The following is a 17554-nucleotide window of genomic DNA, read 5'->3' as shown; positions in this document are numbered from 1 at the left end:
CGGTTGTGTGCGTCAAGTTCTGCAAAATGGGGCGGCCATGATGCTGGTCATGCGGCTTGGCGCAGAGCGAGCTTCTTGTGCTCGCGCAGGTCGTCCATATTGATGTATCGGTTGGCCTCCATCCAGTTTTCATTGGTCTCGACGGCCAAGGCCCTGACCAGGCGCAGGCAGCTTTCGGTATTGGGGAAGATGCGCACGACATAGGTGCGCCGGCGGATTTCCTCGTTGAGCCGCTCCAGCATGTTGGTGGATTTGAGATGCTTGTGGTGCTGTCTCGGCAGCCTGAAGAAGGTCAGGGTTTGTTCGATGGCATCCTCGGCCCAGCCTGTCAGGCGCGGATAGCGGGCCGACCATTTGGCAAGCCATGCGGCAAGATCAGCCCTGGCCTCTGCGAGATCGCGCCGGTCGTAGAGCCAGCGCAATTCCTGCAGGCAGTCGTCGCCGTGCTTCCTCGGCAGATGATCGAGCGCGTTCCTGAGGAAGTGCACGTAGCAGCGTTGCCAGGCGGCTTCGGGGATCACCTCGCCGATCGCTGCCACCAGGCCGGCGTGATCGTCGGACACAACCAACTCGACGCCCTTGAGGCCGCGCGCCTTGAGGCCGACGAGGAAGTCCCTCCAGGCCGAGCGGCTCTCGCGATTGGCCATCTCCACGGCCAGGATCTGGCGCCTTCCGTCCCAGTCGATACCGACCGCGGTCAGCACCGCCTGGCTCATGACAACACCGGCTTCACGCACCTTCTCGTAGCGCGCATCGAGGATGAGGTAAGGAAACGGCTCTTGAAGGGGGCGCCTGGCAAAGGCAGCGAGGCTCTCGTCCAGCCGCTTGTTGATGGCCGAGATCGGCGAGGCCGAGAAGGCATGGCCGCACAGTTCTTCCGTGATCGCCTTCACCTTGCGGGTCGACACGCCCTGCACATACATCTCCGCCAGTGTCGCCACCAAGGCCCGCTCGGAACGCTGGTAGCGCTCGAACAGCTCGGTGGAGAAGCGCCCGGCCCGGTCCTGCGGAACCCGCAGCTCGAGCTTGCCGACCCGCGTCACAAGGGTGCGGCCGTAATAGCCCGAGCGATAGCCAAGCCGTTCGGGCGTGCGCTCGCTCTTCGAGGCACCCAGCGCCTCGTCCATCTCGGCCTCAAGCACCTCCTGCATCACCGCACGGAGCACTTCGTGCAATCCATCCGGGTTCGAAAGCAAAATGTCTTTGACGGCAGCGCTGGCGGTCTTAACTTCAGTCTTGGTCATGGTGGCGTTCCTTCGCGGGAATCAGGTGACGTGAACAATCACCAGCCTGCCATGACCGCCCCCTCTCAGCGAATTTGCAGAACTCTCAGCACACTACCTGGGTCACTCGCTTCTTCTCTTCGCGGTCGGCGCCGGGCCGCCGCATCATGGGGTCAGGAGAGCGAGCCTCTCAATCTGTTGAGCGACCTTGGGAGAATCTATCCAGGATCTAGCCTGCCAACGAGATCGCCTTGCCCATCGTCCCCACGGGACGATCCGGATCACCCTCTCGGGTAATCACTGTGTGTATGTTCCTCTTCGTTTACTGTTGTCCTATTTCATGCCGACGCGGGGCCGCCGGCTTCCTTGCCAAAGCGGAACGCGGTCGCATCGCTCCACATTCGATGCAGAATGACGGCGAGCTTGCGGGCAACCGCGATCGGGGCGATCGCCATACCGCGCCGTTTGGCGACATTCATGCCCATGCCCTGAGGCTTGACCATTTCTTGCTGAGCACAAGCAGCGAATGCGCCGCCTCATAGAGGGCCGTGCGGGCGAGTTCGTCGCCGCATCGGCTGACCTTGCCCTGAATGTCCTATGTGGATGGCTCCCGCGATGCAAGAGGTAATTCGACGTTACGGCGCGTTGGTCGGGTGCAGTCTTCTGTCCGGCCTGTTGCAGCCGTTCGAGACTGCTGGCCCGGATGGGGTCGGCGAACTGGGTCCCAATCTGCTTGGATGCCTCGGACATTGGACGGGTTGTCCCTGTTCCCGGCCTGACCGGTCTCGCCATCACATCGCGTCGCTCTCACAACCTCATGGAGCCGATCGATCTGCTCGAACTGTTCTCTGTCCTTAAAATTTCATCTTCTTCGCAACCTTACGCCGCAAGGTTCGCGGCATGGCGAGCTTGATAGGTCTCGCCGCGTACCATGATCGCCCAGACCACACGGGCCATCTTGTTCGCCATGGCCACACTCGCCAAGCGCACGGGTTTGCTGGCGAGCAACGCGACAAGCCGAGGATCCGCTGTCTCCGGCTTATATCTCGCCCGACGGATCAACGATGTCGCGCCGACGACCAGGAGCTTTCTCAGATACCGGTCGCCCATCTTGGTGATGCGGCCGAGCCGATCCTTGCCGCCGCTCGAGTTCTGGGAAGCTGTCAGCCCGAGCCAGGCGGCGAACTCTCGACCAGAGCGGAACTGCCCGGATCGGGCAACCGATGCAGCCAATGCTGTAGCCCCTGCCGGACCGATACCTGGGATCGTCGACAAGCGTCGTGCGATGTCGTCGCTTCGGTGCAGGGCAAGGATTGAACGGTCGATCGCCTGGAGACGAACATGGGTGTCGAGCACCTGCCCGCACAGGAGACCGAGAACCTGCGTTTGCCATTGCCGGCACTTCCGGCGTCGCTTCCTTCGCGGCGATCTGGCGCGCCAACCTGAGCGCCCGCTCCAAACTTGGGGAATGTCGATGCCGAACTCAGCCAACAAGCCGCGGATCATGTTCACCAGTTGCGTGCGCTGCTTGACCAGAAGATTGCGGGTGGGGTGAAGCGACAGGGCCGCCTGTTGCTCGGCCGGCTTCTTCGCCACGAAGCGCATGGTCGGGCGTGTCACCGCTTCGCAGATCGCTTCCGCGTCCACCGCATCATTCTTGCCCCGCTTCACATAGGGCTTCACGTAGGACGGTGGCATCAGGCGGACCTCGGCCGAGCTCGGTCAACTCTCGAGCCGAATGATGCGACGTCCCGCAGGCCTCCATGCCGATCAGGTCAACTTGGTGAAGAACGGCAGAACTTGGGATCGGCGCAGTGCCTTGCGAACAACAACGTCTCCAGACGCGTCGACGGCGTGAACTTGAAAAATGCGCTTGGCCAGATCAAGGCCCAAGGTGGTAATCTGCATGGCGGATGGCTCCTTTGCTCGGGTTGCCTGACAGCGAAGCGGCTAAGGCTGCGCTCGACCGCTATGGATACGGCATGGCGTCGGTCCGCTTCATCTGCGGCACTCAGGAAGAGCACAAGCAACTTGAGGCCCGGATCTCCTCATTCCTCAAAATGGAAGATACGGTCCTCTATTTATCCTGTTTTGACGCCAATGCCGGTCTGTTCGAGACGCTGCTCGGCGAGGAAGACGCCATCATTTCCGATGCGCTGAACCACGCCTCCATAATAGACGGTGTATGGCTCTGCAAGGCCAAGCGCTTCCGCTTTGCTAACGTCGAGAAAGTTCAATCCGAAGCTGGACGTACAATACGCGCTTCAAAACGCGGCCCGGACTGACGGCTTCAGCGCGACCACCCGAAAGCTACACCGTGATCCGAGGCTCGAACTTGACACGATCGAGCGCAATCATGCTCTGGAATTTTCGGACATTGGGGTTGGTATAGAGCTTTGTCTTGACGAAGACGTCAAAAGCCTCGACGTCCTCGACGGCCACGATCAGCACAAAATCGGCGTCGCCGGTAACCATGTAGCACTGGGTAACCTCCTTGGCCGCGCGCATCGCGCGCTTAAATCGTCGACGGGGTCAAGACGCTCACGGTCTAGCTCTACCGTAAGGACAACGGTGAGCGATTGCCAAGGGCCTTTGGATCAACCAGCGAGATGTCCGCAACGATCACGCCATCCGAACGCAGCTTGTTCACCCGACGCATGCATGAAGCCGCTGAGGAACCGACTAGTTCCGAGAGTTCGGCAAAGGAGAGCCGGTTATTTGTTTGTAGGGCTGTAAAAATTCTATCGGAAGCTTCTCGGGGGCCGCCTTCGCCAAGCCGGCTTCATGGCCAGTGCAGGTATTGTGGCGCTTCAAACCATGGTGGACCGGCTGATCGAAGACCACCGACGCGCGCAGCTGCTCGCGGAGAGGATCCGCGCCATTCCCGGCATTCGCGTCGAGCCCCCAGTCATCGTGACCTGGGACCCTTGTTCCCTCCAGTTCAATGGAGAGTCCGGAGTTTCATTTCTGGCCTCATGCGGCCTGTTTTTCCAGAGCCATTTTGATGGCGAATTCGATGGGCGTGATGTTGCCCAGGGCTGAGTGTGGTCTGTTCTGGTTGTAGTCCTCCTTCCATAGATCGATTGCTGCCCGTGCTTGCGTGAGAGTGGAGAACAACGTTTCGTTCAAGCATTCGTCGCGAAATCGGCCGTTGAAACTCTCCACGAATCCGTTTTGCATCGGCTTGCCGGGCGCGATGTAGTGCCATTCGACGCCGCCTTCCTGGCACCATTTGAGGATCGCCATCGACGTTAGCTCGGTGCCATTGTCCGAGACGATCGTGCGAGGCCTGCCGCGGCGGGCGAGGATGGCATCCAGCTCCCGAGCGACGCGGGCGCCCGACAGCGATGTATCCGCGACCAGCGCCAGGCACTCGCGCGTGAAGTCGTCGACGACGGCCAGAACCCGGAACCGGCGTCCGTCCGTGAAGGCATCGCTTACGAAGTCCAGGCTCCAGCGCTCATTCGTCCGACCCGGCGCGATCATCGGCCGTCTTGTTCCCAAGGCCCGTTTGCGGCCGCCACGCTTGCGGACCTGGAGCTTCTCCTCCCGGTAAAGCCGCCGCAGCTTCTTCTGGTTCATCACGATCCCTTGCCGTTCAAGCATGATGTGGATGCGCCGGTAGCCAAAGCGGCGGCGCTCGGCAGCCACCGTCTTCATCGGGGCTCGAACGGCGGCATCGTCCGACCGGATGCTTGTGTAGCGAACGCTTGAGCGGTCGACGAAAAGAGCCTTGCACGCCCGACGCTGGCTCACCCCATGCCGATCGCAGGCGTGGGCCACAGCGCATGGCTTGGCATCGGGCGTCACCATTTTTTTGCGGCGACATCCTTCAGGATGGCATTGTCCAGCATCTGCTCGGCCAGCAGCTTCTTCAGCTTGGCGTTCTCCTCTTCCAAAGCCTTCAGCTTGCGCGCATCGGAAACGTCCATGCCACCGAACTTGGCCTTGTATTTGTAGAAGGTCGCTTCCGAGATCCCATGCTTGCGGCAGACATCGGCGGTCTTCATACCCGCCTCCTGCTCCTTCAAAATCGCGATGACTTGTTCTTCCGTGAACCGTGAACGCTTCATTCGTCCGTCTCCTTGAGTGGGACAGACTCTACCAAAAACTGGAGGAGGTTCAGGGTCTCAGGTCAATCGACACGAACATGGTGTTCTTTCGCCTCGAACGGGACGATTTGTCGGCCGCAGACTTCCTGGCGGCGCTGTCGCATCGGGGAGTGCGGATGGGAACGCTCCGCGATGGCGTCGTTCGCGCCGTCCTCCACTATCTCGTCAGCGATGACGATGTCGATGCAACCGCAGTCGCCATTCGATCGGTTCTGCTGGCGGAGCCACAATGACCGGGCACAAGGGCTTTTGGCGGCACTTCGCCCGCGACTCACGTATGCCGCCTAAATCCGATCATTGTTCACGGTCGACGCGTTCGGCGCGGTTTGTCGAGCGCCTGCGGGCACGCAAACAAACTGCCGTCGAAGATCTGATCGAGGTTCTTTGCGACATAATCGGGAGCGCCGTTTTCGTCTTGACGCAACTCGCCGCAGTTGTTGAGGCCAGTGGTTACGAGAAGGGCGTCGAGCCCGGCAGCCTTTGCGCCATTGATATCAGTATCAACCTGATCGCCGACCATCAAAAGACGGTTGGTACCGGCCCGAGCGATGCACTCTTCGAAAATCGCTCTTCCTGGCTTGCCCATAAACTCTACTGAGATTGGAGGAGCTCCGAAGGGCGCTAGTCCTGCCTGAAGCATTGGCCCTATTATGCTTGGTCCAAAGACGAGTGAGCCGTTCTTGCTGGGATAAATGATGTCCGCGTTTGCCGCTATCATACGCGGCATTTCGCCTGTCTCGATCAGTCTGCGTTGAAAGGTCGACAGGATGTGATCGGCAGCCCGTTTAAAATCGAAGCCTTCGTCATCGAGCACTACGAGTGTGTCGAATGTCTCGCCCGTGTCAGCGCAATGAAGATTTGGATGCTTGCCGAAGATGTCATGCGCAGCATGAGCACTGCCCAAATACGAAACTAGCCGCCCGGCCGCCAGCTCTTCGAGTACGCGACGTCGCGCAACACCTCCCGCGGACACGATACGGTCGACGGCCAGAATCGGAAGTCCCGCGCCGCGGAGACGTGCGAATATCGTTTCATCCGATCCACTGCTGATGTTCGTCACGATGTAGTATGGCTGACCGGACATATTAAGTCGGGCCAAGATATCAGCCGCCCCGGGGAGGGCTTCATTTTCGCTGATCAGGACGCCCATCGCGTCGAAAAGTATCGCGTCATAGCTATCTACCAGTGTCTCAGGAGGACGCTTGAGCGTTGGCAGGCTTTCAAGGACCGCGGTCAGAGCACGGGCCGACTCCGTCCCTTGCTGAACCGCACGCGCCTTAGACGGCGGAAAGTAGCCGTGATAAGCCCCTTGCAACGCTCTGATGCGCCAGTCGTCGCGTGTAATCTTGCCGCGGCCGTGTGGAGCGCCACACTTACAGCCAGAAAAGCCGCCCGCCGGAGATCCCGTCATTGCGTAATCGATCAGGAGCTCGACGGGCCTCTCCTTGCTCGCAACGATATGTTGCATCGCCACAAGCGTGAGTGCATCGGAGAGGCCGACATTCGGTTCACAGCTATGATTGATCGCTCCGATTCGTGAGATCTCATCGGCGTTTTCGGGGCAAACGTACCAGCACGGATGAACCAGATGGCCGAACTTGCCCACCTTGGCCACATAGGCCTCGATCGAATCGGCTGGAACGAGGCGGCCACCGAACCGTCCAATGATTTCGCCCTTTCGGATGGACCCCATCGCGAAAAGGCCATGTCCACTGGGGACAAAGCTGCGTTGCATCTTGACGACCCCTGGGGCCCATTTGCGCGCCCGGGCCAAAATCTGCTCCGGCAGCTGGCCACGAAAGTACAGACTTACAGTATTTTTGGAGTAGATCGGCCGGCTTTGTTGAGTATTATTGGTCATGATATCCCCCCCTGAAAAAGATCTCTGTCACGCACGAATATCGCTTCGGGTGGTATGCTGCTCGCACGTCTTGCTATAAGCCCAGGCCAGCCACTCGCATAAGATCGCCAAGTCTTCTGTCTCGACCGTAGGCCCCGCCCATATCCGGAATCCCGGGGGCGCGTCACCGTAGCTCCAGATGTCAAAAGCCGCGCCTTCGGCTTCGAGTAGACGGATCATCCCCGCAGCGATTTTGCCGTCGTCCTCTGCCTCGCCGGCAGCGAGTTGCTCTCGTACAAGCCGAAGGGTAATTGAACAGGTGGAGCGTGCTGCCGGATTGGTGCAAGTCCAATCGATCCAAGGAGTAGAGTTCACCCAATCGGCCATCACAGCGTAGTTGCTGGCAACCCTGTTCAGAAGCGCGGGTAGTCCACCGCACGCTTCAGCCCAGTCGAGCGCAGAGTGGATATCCGCGACTGCGAACATGCTGGGAGTCGAGATCGTCCGGCCGCCAAAGAAAGCTTTGTTTACAGATCCGTCGGGGTTGTGCAGCCTCATGAGTCTGGCTACGGGCTTGCGATCGTGGGCCATCAGCCGTGCCAGGGCTCGAGGCGAGAGCGCGATCATGCCGTGGCCGCCTTCGCCGCCAAGCGCCTTCTGCCATGACCAGCACAGAACATCGATCCGATCGGAATCGATGTGCCTCGTGAAAGCTGCCGAGACGGCATCTGCGATCACAAGCCCGGCACGGTCAGGAGAAATCCAGTCAAGGTCCGGTGGACAAACGCCGCTGTTGGTGCCGTTTAGCACTAGAACAATGTCGTGATTGGGGTCGATCGTGCTCGTGTTCGGAAAATCTCCGTGAGCACAAACGTGCCGGTTTTGGGGGGCAAGCGCCAACGTATCGATCTCATTTGCCCAATACTGAGAGAAGTTGTCTGACAAGAATGTCTCGACTGGAAACGGGCCAAGCAGATTTTGTAAGGCCATGCTGCAGGCCCCAGTGCCTGAACCGGGCACGATTCCGCAAAGCCAGCTATCAGGCAGCTCTAGCAATGAGGCCATGCGCCTGATTACTTCTCCTAGCCTTTCTGCTCCCTCGGGACTCCGGTGACTCCGCCCAACGTAGCGCAGCATAGTTGGGTGCACGCTCCAACCGGGATGTTTACGGCAAGGGCCTGATGAAAACCGTGGATCGGACGGGAGGACTGATGGTTTCACTACCGCATTTGGCAGAGTCATGGCTTCCTCCAAGTTGGGAAAAGGGGCAGCTCAACAGAGATATCTGCGATCAGGCGATGTCCTGAGCCATCAGCGCCGACAGCTTTTCATCGGCAAAACTCATCCGTTCATCGGCGCGAAGTTCCGAGAGGCGGCTGATGATCGCGGCCTCAGACAAAGCGCCGCTTTCACAAAGCTTTTGAACATAGGACGGATGGATGAAGTTTGAGCCCGCGAATTGATATGCTGCGCTGCTGCCCCAGCCATACCGTTTGCGAAGCGGGTCGAAGTGACGCAAGACGTGCTCAAGGAGTGCCCGTTCCTTGGATGTTTCGAGGCGAGTGAGAAGCGGTAGGAGCTGCTCACTGGCCGTATTTCCTGCGCCCCGGCCCATGCCCCCCATAGTGCAGTCAATCCAGGTCGCTCCGGCCATCGCGGCGGCCACTGAATTGACCAGCGCATATCCGCGGTTGTCATGCCCGTGGAATCCAATGTCAGGCTCAATTCGGTCCGCAAACCGGCTGATCAATTCCTGAACGCGGGTCGGCTTCATAGAGCCAAAGGAATCGGCAATATATAGCACATCAATTGTATCGATCTGCTTTACCTCCTTCAGGCACATCTCAACTTCTGCAGCATTTGCCGCATCGATCTGCATGAGATTCACAAACACGCGGAAGCTCCTGTGAGACAACTCAGCGAAAATGTTCCGGCAGGCAGCCAAGTTGCTGTAATGCACCGCCACTCGGACGGTCGTGATAATTCCTGGCACTAGCCCTTCTGTCAGGCAGGCGACGGCAAGGGGTATAGGCAGTTCGCTCGCAAGCACATCCTTGGCATCGATCATCACGCATGCCTTGACCAAGAGACCGGCAGCCAGCTGTTCGGCCTTAGAGCTCGTCAGACTGGCGAAATATCCGTGGCTCTCAGGCTTTCCGGCGAGCCCCAGCTCGATCATGCTCACTGGGAGAGTGTTGATAGTAGCGACATAGTCCGACACCAGTTCCGGCGCGAAATCCCAACCTGTGTAGTAGCCGCCGTCGCGCAACGTGCAGTCTAGGAAGTTCATTTCATCTGGTATTGCGCTTAACATTGCCTAGCCACCTCCAAATACCGCCACAACATGGAACCACCCTGCATCAGCTCGCGGCGTAGCCCCCATCGACATAGAGAATCTCGCCTGTTACGAATGATGCAGCCGGGCTCGCGAGAAAGATGTAAGCCCCGAAATACTCGGACAGATCGCCGCGGCGTCGCATCGGAGTGAGTTCCATTGCGCGGCACTGATAAGGGGTATCGAGATTAGGGTGCACTCCATCCATGAAGTTGTTGATGAACCCAGGGGCGACGGCGTTTACCCGAATACCCTTATCGGCCCATTCTACCGCCATGGTGCGCGTCAGTTGATTGACGCCACCCTTGCTCGCAGCATAGACAGCTAGGCCCGGTATGCCGAGCGAACTGGCGACCGAAGAAGTCATGATGATACTGCCGCCGCCTTGATCCAGCATTGCTTGGGCGGCAAACTTGGCGCAATAGTAGTAGCCGCGCAGATTGGTATCGACAATTTCGTCCCATTCCGGCTCTTCATATGAATGCGCTGGCTTAATGATGTCCATACCTGCGTTGCAGACCATCACATCGATCTGCCCAAACCGGTCGACCGTGCCACTGATCAGTGCCTTGCAATCGTCGTGCGACCGCACATCAGCGCGGATAGCCGTCACGTTGATTCCTTGGCCCGCAAGTTTGGCCTCTGCTTCCGTCAGCTCTTCAATATTGTGCGAAGAAAGGACCATCTTCGCGCCCAATCGTCCAAAGCAGGTGGCGAGCGACTTCCCTAGACCGCGGCTCGATCCTGAGATGCAGACTACCTTGCCATCAATTCCGAAGAGCTCCCGGTATCCTTCTGCGCCAATTGCAGAATTACGATTTATATCGGACATAATGGATTACCTGCTCCAGCTTTTATTTACATGTAGTCTAGGTTATCGTTCAGTAGGCAAGATGAGCGTGAGGCAAATCGCAAGAGTGGCGATGCCCGCGATAGAAAATTAGTCCCTTGGAAGAACTTAATGCTCCGTTGAAGAGATCCGCCCTTGACTTTCCCAAAGGTTGCCGCGAACCCTAGAAACACATTGGCGGTCGCGAATATACACGTAGCGTTTTTAGGCCTAGCCTTGCTGATGGACGGCCGGTTTGCGGATTTATTTGCGAGCGTTAGAAGACTAAAGGGAAAAGTGAGGTCCTGCTCAGGACCATCGCGAATACCCGTATGTGCGATTGAAGCGCCAAGAACGATGACGGTTCTGTTTGCGTTGACTTCGTTCATGCGATGGCTCCTAGTGCGACGAATTGCTCAGACGGTTGCACTCAGCCCACCATCGATGACGATCAGAGCGCCGCTGACATAGGCCGCGCGGGCGCTGGCCAAGAATGCAGCAACTGCTGCGAATTCCGAAGGATCCCCAAGGCGTCCGGCCGGGGTCCTATTCTCGAGCGCACGGATCGCTTCGGCGTGGTCACCGAGGCGATTGGCCTCGTGAATCGCGGTGCTATGTGCTCCAGGAGCGAGCACGTTTACAGTGATGTTCTCACCCGACAATTCTTGTACGAGCGTGTGGCAGTACGGCACTAGCCCTGCTCGTGCGACACCCGACAGCGCGAAATGTATTGGGGTCCGTACAATGGCCTCGGAAGCGAGCATTAATATTCGCCCCGCCCGCGAGCGCCGCAGATACGGCAAGGCCGCTATAACTAGATTTATCGAAGGTAGAAGCACTCGTTTAAACGCATCGTCGAAATCCTTAGGCGTCATGGCCGAGGGCGGCCCGGCAGAAACGCCACCGCAATTCGTCACCAAGATGTCGATACACCGAAAATGCTCTGCTGTTTCGGCGACCCAAGCTGCTGCATCCGCGCAGTCAGTTACATCGGTCGCGCGCGCCAGCACTTCGGCGCCTGTGCTGCGCAACCGATCCACTGCTCTTTCTAGCCGCCCTGGATCCCGCCCGCAGATGGACAGGCGGCAGCCTTCGTTGGCTAACTCCTCAGCGGTGGCCAAACCTAAGCCGCTTGAGGCGGCCGCGACCATTGCCACCTTGCCGTCCAGCCCTAAATCCATTTTAGCCATCACCACGCTTCTTACCGCCGTTGCAGACAGTCAAGCATGTACCGTGCCAAACGAAAACAACCCTCTCAAAACAGTAGGATAGCCCCTGCTGATAAATTTCGGTTTGTTATGGCCGTGCATAATGATGACGCAAATGTTCGGAATCCGACGTAACTCCACTGTCCTTCCGATAGGTTAAACTTTTGCCACAGGTGAAATTATTCGCGTGCAATATCAATGTCCTCACCACGCATCGGGTGGCGGGATGCCCCCTCGACCGCTGCCAAGCCTCGCTGCGCCAGCATCACGAAACTGTCGAGCCATATGCGCCAAGGGCGATCTTCTGCGTCGCGTACAAGCAGCATGGCCTCTCCATTCCTGGCCGCACATGTTTTTTGTGGAGGGCCTTCGCAGGAAAGTCCGTCCCCTTCGAGGCCAACCGGAACAGACGGGCCGCGGGTAGAGATCAATGCCGTCGTCGACGCTCCGACCGAAGTATTGGATTCGCATCCATCCGGTCTGGGAAGCGGTGTGCCCGGCGGGGAATGGCATTTCGACAATTGGTTCAGGCGGGAAATAGATGTGCTCGAATCCCCTGGGATCCCGTTTCTGAGTAATTGCAATACGCGATGGCAGGCGACTTTTTCAACAATATCCGCCATTACCTGCCGCAGCGTCTCTCTGCGGAGAGGTCAAAGTGCAGCGGGCCAAGTCATGGCGTCTGACACCCTGTCAGCCTTGTCGTGTCGGCGACACGGGCTTGTTTAGCTAATTCCCTATTTTGCCTCGGCCAAATAGCTGAAAACAGTGATCAAAATTTGTTTTCTTCGCCTCGTTCGGCCAATTGGCACAATTTTTGATGCCCTAGTTTGCGAACCGGCACTAGGTCCGAACGGGCGCGCTGCCAATTTATCATCTACCCCTACATAAAGGAGCTGTTATGAACATCCTGGATCAGCCCGCAGCACCGGAGCAAGCCGTAAGAGAGCGCGTCAAGGCATCCCATACCCTCGATGGCGATGCCGCTCGCTTAACCCATTTATATCGAGGGTGGGCGAGTACCTTCGATCTGGATCAGGCTCGCGTCGGGTACTGCGGGCCGATGATCGTGGCGGAACTGGCAGGCGCCGTGCAGACGGCCTATTTGGCCGGGCAGCGAAATGCCATCGCAATCCTGGACGCTGGCTGCGGAACAGGGCTCGTCGGCGTGCAACTGGAACGCCTCGGCTTCCGGTTGATTGACGGGTTCGATCTCTCCAAAGAGATGGCCGATAAGGCCCGGCAAACCGGCGCCTACCGGCACGCCCGAGGCGATGTCGACCTTAACGGGCGGCTCTCCGACTACTCCAGCGAGAGCTATGACCTAACCGTCTGCAGCGGCGTCTTCACGCTCGGACACGTCCGACCGGATGGGTTGCGCGAGCTGGCTCGCGTCACCCGCCCGAACGGATTCGTCATTGCAAGCACCCGCAAGAGCTATGCGGAGACGACATCCTTTGAAGGCGAGGTGCGGCGTCTGCAGGACGACGGCGTCCTTATACTGGCACAGTGTCTAAGGAACGGCAGATACGTCGCCGAGGAGGAGGGGCACTACTGGGTTTTCCAAGTGCCCAAGAAGGCGCCCGCACCCACGGAGGAGCGGCCATGATGACGCAACCGCGAAACTCGCTGGTAACTTGCAGCCTAGGCAAGGCGACGTGGCGCGCGCGCCTGCGCAGAAAACGCCGTGGGAGAGACAATACTGTCAGCACAGCGGGGACGGCGGTGCGGTCATCCACCAGGGTCAGAGCTTCGAGCGCAGCGACCGTTAAGCACGTGTCCCGAGCATCTGCCGCTCGAACTCGCGTCCGAAGCTGGACAAGAATGTCGGAAACCCGACGAAACAGGCGGGCAGGTCGGCCTGTCGGCATGGATGACTTGCACAACTCAGAATGGTGGCTCAACCGGAGTGCAACCTGCGCAGTCTGCTTGGGTCACGGCGGACAGCCGCAGTTCCGTCACGGAGTCTCTCAACTTTAACGCGTGTAGACTGGTGGCAGTCCTTTGTGGGCCGGCAGATCTTCGCGCCTGCTGATCTGATTGGAGTTGCTCAATGGGCCATCGCTATTATGATCTTCCGTTCCTCACTGCCCTCGAGGTATTCGAGGCATCGGCACGCCATCTTTCGTTCGAGCTTGCAGCTTCCGAGCTGAACGTGACATTGGGAGAGATCGGTCGGCAGATCAAAGTCATTGAGGACGAGCTTGGCGTTCCGCTTTTTAGGAGGCCAGGAACTGGCGTAGTGCTTACCAGCGCTGGCAAAGACCTCTACTCCGAGCTGGCAAGTATTTTTTCCAAGACGTCCGATGTCGTCACGACTATTAGCCAGCGCCTTTCCAGATCTCGCCGGAACCCCTCGAAGTCCACAACCCGCCCATAGGCTTCGAGCTGATCGCCAAGGTCGCTCAACCGCGAAGCCGATCATCGACATTGAAGAACCAGGCGCAGTCCCCATCGAAATCTCCCATCGCCGTCAGTAGCCGATGGATTCGACAGAGTGGCGAGGTTAATAGGAGCGTCCAGCTTTCAATAGGTTGTCCATCCGGTCCTTTGCGAGGAGACTGAGGTTGCGAAGCTTCAGCGTCCAAGGAGGGCCGGATGAACATCCATATGAATGCGCGTTTGACGGCGTTTGGTCGAGAGCATCTGGTGAGGGCGGCGTTGAGCGGACAGACGCCGGAGGCCACCGCACAACCCGCAGGCGTCTGTCCGCGGAGGGTTCGTGAACTCGTCGCCCACCATGACACGCTGGAGCAGATTGCCGAGTCTCTTCTCAAGCCCCGAGCACTTCCGGCCTGGGCATCAATGAAGAGCGTGAAGCCGAAGGACGGCTCGGGCGAGCCGCCGGCAGAGGGCGGCGGGCGCAATACGGAGGCAGACTTCCATGGCCAGAAGCGTTCGAACGAGACGCATGCCTCGACCACCGATCCGGACGCACGGCTCTATCGCAAGGGGCGGGGCAAGGAGGCGAAGCTCTGCTTTATGGGGCATGGGCTGATGGAGAACCGCCATGGCCTATTTGGTCGACGCCTGCCTGACACAGGTCGACGGGTATGCCGAGCGGGTGGCGGCCCGCGCCGACCGGCCGCGGGCGCCGACAAGGCCTATGACACCGACGACTTCATCAACGAGTTGCGCTCGATGAAGGTGACGCCGCACGTGGCGCAGAACACGAGCGGCCATCGTTCGGCGATCGACGGGCGCACCGCGCGCTGCGCCTTGGCGCGGGCGGCCTCGTACATGCGGGCACGCAGCACGCCGAGCTCGAACTCGCTGATGCTGCCCCTCATGCCGAGCAGCAGTCGATCGTACGGCAATCCTGGATCGTAAATCCCGTCGAGATCGATCACGCGTGCATCGACTTCGCCGCACAACTCGAGCAGCCGATGCCAGTCGGGCCCGTTGCGCGACAGACGGGAGGCTTCCAGGCAAAGCACGGCGCCGACCTGGCCGGTGCACAGATCGTCAACCAGGCGCTCGAAACCGGGACGCTCCACAGCCCCGCTTGCGGTTCGTCCCAGATCATCGTCGATCACCTCTACTCTGCGGAATCCCCAGCGCCGCGCGACGTCGACAAGCTCATATTGCCGACGCTGGCTCTCAAGGTTGAGTTGGACCTACGCCTGAGAGGACTGACGCACATATACCCGGCCTCGCGCTTGAGGACGGCTGTCGGAATCAGATTACCGCTCGTCATCGCAGCTCTCCTCCTCCGTTGCCACGCCGGCGGCGACCATCCTTACGTTGGCGAGCCGGGCGATCACTATGGTCCGTTGCGCTGAACTCAGCCCGTCCAGCTTCTGCGAGTCGAGCAGCAAGCTGAGTTGGCGATGGATCACGAGAGATCGTGTCGGGGTGGCAGGGTTCTCATGTTGCGCCTCCGCGATGGTGAACCCATCCGGAGAGTCTCGCCGGAAACGGCGTTCGATCAAGAGCATGTGAAGCTCAAGCAGCGCGGCAAGCGATACGCGCGGGGAGCCCAGGCCCATTGTCGCGCAACCACTGGATCGACCATCCAGGCGAGAGCGGTAATGACATGCCCCGGCACGACGACGAGATGAATGATCCGACCGTTCGCGCGTTCTTCGCTGTTCTCGCAGCGAAGCCGGCGTCCGAAATACGGATGCCAACGATAATAGACTTCGACCTCCTGCCCAATATGGGCAGAATGACCCCGAGATTGCCAGGGGGCCGGATGGCGTGCTCCAACAGATTTCTGGCTGAACACATCAAAACAGAGATCGCCGTGGAGCAGTCCGCCGAAGAAAGTAACCATCTGCACGATGAACGACTTGTCCAGCCCCATCTGCTGATGCAGCAGCGCCTTCATCTCCGGAGTTGCCCGCGGGCCGAGCAGAACTGCGGCAGGATCGCCAGTTCCGGGAAGCGTCCCGGAACCGGCGGCAGTTGAGGAATTTTCGATGCCCACAATCAGGGAATATTCATCGCGCGATGCAGCCTAATGAGACGGCTGCTCATGGCTGGCGGTGACCGGCAGGCCGGTCTTTTCGCGGATCAGATCACGGGCCGCAAGCTCATGCGCCGGGTTGCGGGTGACGAAATAGGCGCAGACGGCAAAGCCGGACACCGAGGCGCCGAGTTCCGGCAAGGCGGCCTCCAGTCCGGACAGATCGAGCTTGGCGGCATTGCGGTGGACATCCAAGCTCCGCCTTCAACCCCCGTCGCGCGCAAGATCGGTCTCGGAGGAGCCGATCATGCCAGCGCCACCCTGCCACCCTGGCCTTCGACCAGCGCGTTGGTGGCAAGCGTCGTAGACATGGACACCAGCTTTATATCCGCTGGGTCGGTGCGGGCCTTCCGTAGCACCGCGTCGACCGCCCCGAAATGCCGACGGCGAGATCATGCCGGGTGGTCAGCGCCTTGGCCTGGCCAGCACTTTGCCCTTGTTCGGCCCATGCTGCGGGCCTTCAGTCTCGGACCACAGTACGGCATCCGTGTAGGTGCCGCCGGTGTCGATTCCGAGGAACAGTGGTTTCTTGTTGGGCTTGGCTCTCATCCCCGATGGCAGTTCGGCTGCTGTTCGCTTTTTCCACCCCTTGGCCGATGCAGAACTCCCTGTCCGTCTACAGGTCTGAGAAGATTGAAAAAATCGTGCGCCTCAACGGGAGATTCTTTGTCCGCAGGGGGATAGCTCTTTTCGCAACCCCTTCGACGCCGACGCACCACTATGCCTGCGCCTTCGTCAGTTTGGCCCGATACTCCTCGTCCAGGATGGCTGGCAGGGATATCTTTTTGGTTCGCGCGCCGTCGACGGAGATCATTTCCCCGCTAACGAAACTGGAATCCTCGCTAGCCAACCAGAGGACCGCATTGGCTATTTCCTTCGGAACGCCAGTCCTTCCCACAGGGTGAAGTTGTCCCAATTCCCGCTCGATTAGGCTTCGGTCCGGGTGCATCTCGACGTACGCACGATTGAGGTCGGTATCGATCCAACCGGGGCACACGGTATTGCAACGTATCCCATCCGGCCCGAGATCAACGGCCAGTCCCAGCGTAAGACCATGCACGCCGGCCTTGGTGGCGGCGTAGGCAGTATGCCAAGGATTGACCATGAAGCCCTCGACAGATCCGATGTTGACGATCGTGCCCGAGCCGGTACGCCTCATTTCCGGGACGACATATTTTGCCATCAAAAACGGGCCACGAAGATTGACCGCCATAAGCCTGTCCCAATCCTCGGCAGTCTGATCGTCGATCGACTTATGGATGACCAGACCGGCGTTGTTGACCAGGACGTCGATCTTGCCAAACCTCTCCAGGACCCCGTCAACGAAGGTGCGAATTGAGACCTCTTTTGTGACATCGAGCGCCATAAAAGTGAACGTCTCGACGCCGTCGGAATCGACGGAACGACGGTCATGGAGATCGCCTACGACAACCACGGCGCCTTCTTCAGCGAGCCTCTCAGCAATTGCTCGCCCGATGCCTTGATTGCCTCCAGTGACAATGGCAACTTTACCTTCTAGCCGATTACCCAAGACTCCCT

General features: G+C 59.2%; 16 protein-coding genes and 6 pseudogenes. 5 read left to right on the top strand and 17 right to left on the bottom strand.

What is annotated here, in order from left to right; all coding sequences use genetic code 11:
* Positions 1 to 47: 47 nt before the first annotated feature.
* The 3 genes and pseudogenes from AC3EMP_RS09315 to AC3EMP_RS09305 form a co-directional block, all read right to left on the bottom strand.
* Positions 48 to 1244 (bottom strand): IS256 family transposase, encoded by a 1197-nt coding sequence (locus AC3EMP_RS09315; protein WP_488362098.1) that lies wholly within the window; start codon positions 1242 to 1244, stop codon positions 48 to 50.
* Positions 1245 to 1561: 317 nt separating this feature from the next.
* Positions 1562 to 1818: pseudogene (locus AC3EMP_RS09310) on the bottom strand (IS110 family transposase); the annotation flags it as partial.
* Positions 1819 to 2102: 284 nt separating this feature from the next.
* Positions 2103 to 3131: pseudogene (locus AC3EMP_RS09305) on the bottom strand (IS110 family RNA-guided transposase).
* 17 nt (positions 3132 to 3148) lie between these two features.
* Between AC3EMP_RS09305 and AC3EMP_RS09300 the strand changes: the two are divergent.
* Positions 3149 to 3445, top strand: a pseudogene (locus tag AC3EMP_RS09300) (aminotransferase class I/II-fold pyridoxal phosphate-dependent enzyme); the annotation flags it as partial.
* Positions 3446 to 3533: 88 nt separating this feature from the next.
* Here AC3EMP_RS09300 and AC3EMP_RS09295 read toward each other — a convergent pair.
* A complete protein-coding gene (locus AC3EMP_RS09295; protein ID WP_352713769.1) occupies positions 3534 to 3731 on the bottom strand; it encodes an Lrp/AsnC ligand binding domain-containing protein in 198 nt (65 codons plus the stop codon).
* Positions 3732 to 3777: 46 nt separating this feature from the next.
* Positions 3778 to 3963: an Lrp/AsnC family transcriptional regulator gene (locus tag AC3EMP_RS09290; protein WP_352713772.1), complete on the bottom strand. Its 186-nt coding sequence runs from the start codon at positions 3961 to 3963 to the stop codon at positions 3778 to 3780.
* Positions 3964 to 4007: 44 nt separating this feature from the next.
* Here AC3EMP_RS09290 and AC3EMP_RS09285 point away from each other — a divergent pair, with 44 nt between their 5' ends.
* Positions 4008 to 4265, top strand: a complete 258-nt coding sequence (locus tag AC3EMP_RS09285) for a hypothetical protein (RefSeq protein ID WP_488362099.1) — start codon at positions 4008 to 4010, stop codon at positions 4263 to 4265.
* Here AC3EMP_RS09285 and AC3EMP_RS09280 read toward each other — a convergent pair.
* The 7 genes from AC3EMP_RS09280 to AC3EMP_RS09250 form a co-directional block, all read right to left on the bottom strand.
* Positions 4197 to 5296, bottom strand: a protein-coding gene (locus AC3EMP_RS09280; RefSeq protein ID WP_352713766.1) for an IS3 family transposase whose coding sequence is annotated in 2 segments (ribosomal slippage) — positions 4197 to 5044 and positions 5044 to 5296 — 1101 coding nt in all. Because the reading frame shifts where the segments join, the coding sequence is not laid out codon by codon here. The two genes, AC3EMP_RS09285 and AC3EMP_RS09280, sit on opposite strands and share 69 nt — an antisense overlap.
* A 340-nt stretch (positions 5297 to 5636) precedes the next feature.
* Entirely contained in the window at positions 5637 to 7196 is a 1560-nt protein-coding gene (locus tag AC3EMP_RS09275) for an HAD-IA family hydrolase (RefSeq protein ID WP_352713764.1), read from the bottom strand.
* A 27-nt stretch (positions 7197 to 7223) separates the two neighbouring features.
* The gene (locus AC3EMP_RS09270; RefSeq protein ID WP_352713761.1) at positions 7224 to 8165 is read right to left on the bottom strand and encodes a PLP-dependent aminotransferase family protein; all 942 of its coding nucleotides are present in this window, start codon (positions 8163 to 8165) and stop codon (positions 7224 to 7226) included.
* A gap of 301 nt (positions 8166 to 8466) precedes the next feature.
* Positions 8467 to 9489: a beta/alpha barrel domain-containing protein gene (locus AC3EMP_RS09265; RefSeq protein ID WP_352713759.1), complete on the bottom strand. Its 1023-nt coding sequence runs from the start codon at positions 9487 to 9489 to the stop codon at positions 8467 to 8469.
* 46 nt (positions 9490 to 9535) lie between these two features.
* Positions 9536 to 10342, bottom strand: a complete 807-nt coding sequence (locus tag AC3EMP_RS09260; protein WP_352713756.1) for an SDR family NAD(P)-dependent oxidoreductase — start codon at positions 10340 to 10342, stop codon at positions 9536 to 9538.
* 413 nt (positions 10343 to 10755) lie between these two features.
* Entirely contained in the window at positions 10756 to 11529 is a 774-nt protein-coding gene (locus AC3EMP_RS09255) for an SDR family oxidoreductase (protein WP_352713754.1), read from the bottom strand.
* Positions 11530 to 11726: 197 nt separating this feature from the next.
* Entirely contained in the window at positions 11727 to 11873 is a 147-nt protein-coding gene (locus AC3EMP_RS09250; RefSeq protein WP_352713752.1) for a hypothetical protein, read from the bottom strand.
* 575 nt (positions 11874 to 12448) lie between these two features.
* Between AC3EMP_RS09250 and AC3EMP_RS09245 the strand changes: the two genes are divergently transcribed.
* From AC3EMP_RS09245 to AC3EMP_RS09235, 3 genes and pseudogenes are all read left to right on the top strand, one after another.
* A complete protein-coding gene (locus tag AC3EMP_RS09245; RefSeq protein WP_352713749.1) occupies positions 12449 to 13156 on the top strand; it encodes a class I SAM-dependent DNA methyltransferase in 708 nt (235 codons plus the stop codon).
* A gap of 444 nt (positions 13157 to 13600) precedes the next feature.
* Positions 13601 to 13927 carry a LysR family transcriptional regulator gene (locus tag AC3EMP_RS09240; protein WP_352713746.1) on the top strand — a complete coding sequence of 109 codons (327 nt, stop codon included), beginning with the start codon at positions 13601 to 13603 and terminating at the stop codon, positions 13925 to 13927.
* 407 nt (positions 13928 to 14334) lie between these two features.
* Positions 14335 to 14760 (top strand): annotated as a pseudogene (locus AC3EMP_RS09235) (IS5/IS1182 family transposase); the annotation flags it as partial.
* On the opposite strand, the pseudogene AC3EMP_RS09230 reads toward AC3EMP_RS09235, so the two are convergent.
* The 5 genes and pseudogenes from AC3EMP_RS09230 to AC3EMP_RS09210 all read right to left on the bottom strand — a co-directional run.
* A pseudogene (locus tag AC3EMP_RS09230) lies at positions 14757 to 15244 on the bottom strand (recombinase family protein); the annotation flags it as partial. The pseudogenes AC3EMP_RS09235 and AC3EMP_RS09230 overlap by 4 nt on opposite strands.
* Positions 15231 to 15485 carry a hypothetical protein gene (locus AC3EMP_RS09225; RefSeq protein WP_352713744.1) on the bottom strand — a complete coding sequence of 85 codons (255 nt, stop codon included), beginning with the start codon at positions 15483 to 15485 and terminating at the stop codon, positions 15231 to 15233. The gene AC3EMP_RS09225 and the pseudogene AC3EMP_RS09230, both read right to left, overlap by 14 nt.
* Entirely contained in the window at positions 15476 to 15877 is a 402-nt protein-coding gene (locus AC3EMP_RS09220; RefSeq protein ID WP_352713741.1) for a hypothetical protein, read from the bottom strand. The genes AC3EMP_RS09225 and AC3EMP_RS09220 overlap by 10 nt, the downstream gene beginning before the upstream one ends.
* A 144-nt stretch (positions 15878 to 16021) precedes the next feature.
* A pseudogene (locus AC3EMP_RS09215) lies at positions 16022 to 16564 on the bottom strand (hydantoinase/oxoprolinase N-terminal domain-containing protein); the annotation flags it as partial.
* Between the two features lie 169 nt (positions 16565 to 16733).
* Positions 16734 to 17546, bottom strand: coding sequence for an SDR family NAD(P)-dependent oxidoreductase (locus tag AC3EMP_RS09210; RefSeq protein ID WP_352713850.1), 813 nt, complete (start codon positions 17544 to 17546; stop codon positions 16734 to 16736).
* Positions 17547 to 17554 lie beyond the last annotated feature (8 nt).

The organism is Mesorhizobium sp. P160219 (assembly GCF_057786095.1).
The sequence above is the reverse complement of the archived record's forward strand: the minus strand, read 5'-3'. Positions and strand labels throughout refer to the sequence as shown.

Coding starts and splice junctions, on each gene's coding strand:
- AC3EMP_RS09270 (WP_352713761.1), bottom strand. CDS start 8,165: ATGGCCTTACAAAATCTGCTTGGCCCGTTTCCAGTCGAGACATTCTTG.
- AC3EMP_RS09295 (WP_352713769.1), bottom strand. CDS start 3,731: ATGCGCGCGGCCAAGGAGGTTACCCAGTGCTACATGGTTACCGGCGAC.
- AC3EMP_RS09260 (WP_352713756.1), bottom strand. CDS start 10,342: ATGTCCGATATAAATCGTAATTCTGCAATTGGCGCAGAAGGATACCGG.
- AC3EMP_RS09265 (WP_352713759.1), bottom strand. CDS start 9,489: ATGTTAAGCGCAATACCAGATGAAATGAACTTCCTAGACTGCACGTTG.
- AC3EMP_RS09245 (WP_352713749.1), top strand. CDS start 12,449: ATGAACATCCTGGATCAGCCCGCAGCACCGGAGCAAGCCGTAAGAGAG.
- AC3EMP_RS09220 (WP_352713741.1), bottom strand. CDS start 15,877: ATGAAGGCGCTGCTGCATCAGCAGATGGGGCTGGACAAGTCGTTCATC.
- AC3EMP_RS09255 (WP_352713754.1), bottom strand. CDS start 11,529: ATGGCTAAAATGGATTTAGGGCTGGACGGCAAGGTGGCAATGGTCGCG.
- AC3EMP_RS09315 (WP_488362098.1), bottom strand. CDS start 1,244: ATGACCAAGACTGAAGTTAAGACCGCCAGCGCTGCCGTCAAAGACATT.
- AC3EMP_RS09285 (WP_488362099.1), top strand. CDS start 4,008: ATGGCCAGTGCAGGTATTGTGGCGCTTCAAACCATGGTGGACCGGCTG.
- AC3EMP_RS09275 (WP_352713764.1), bottom strand. CDS start 7,196: ATGACCAATAATACTCAACAAAGCCGGCCGATCTACTCCAAAAATACT.
- AC3EMP_RS09250 (WP_352713752.1), bottom strand. CDS start 11,873: ATGCTGCTTGTACGCGACGCAGAAGATCGCCCTTGGCGCATATGGCTC.
- AC3EMP_RS09240 (WP_352713746.1), top strand. CDS start 13,601: ATGGGCCATCGCTATTATGATCTTCCGTTCCTCACTGCCCTCGAGGTA.
- AC3EMP_RS09225 (WP_352713744.1), bottom strand. CDS start 15,485: ATGCTCTTGATCGAACGCCGTTTCCGGCGAGACTCTCCGGATGGGTTC.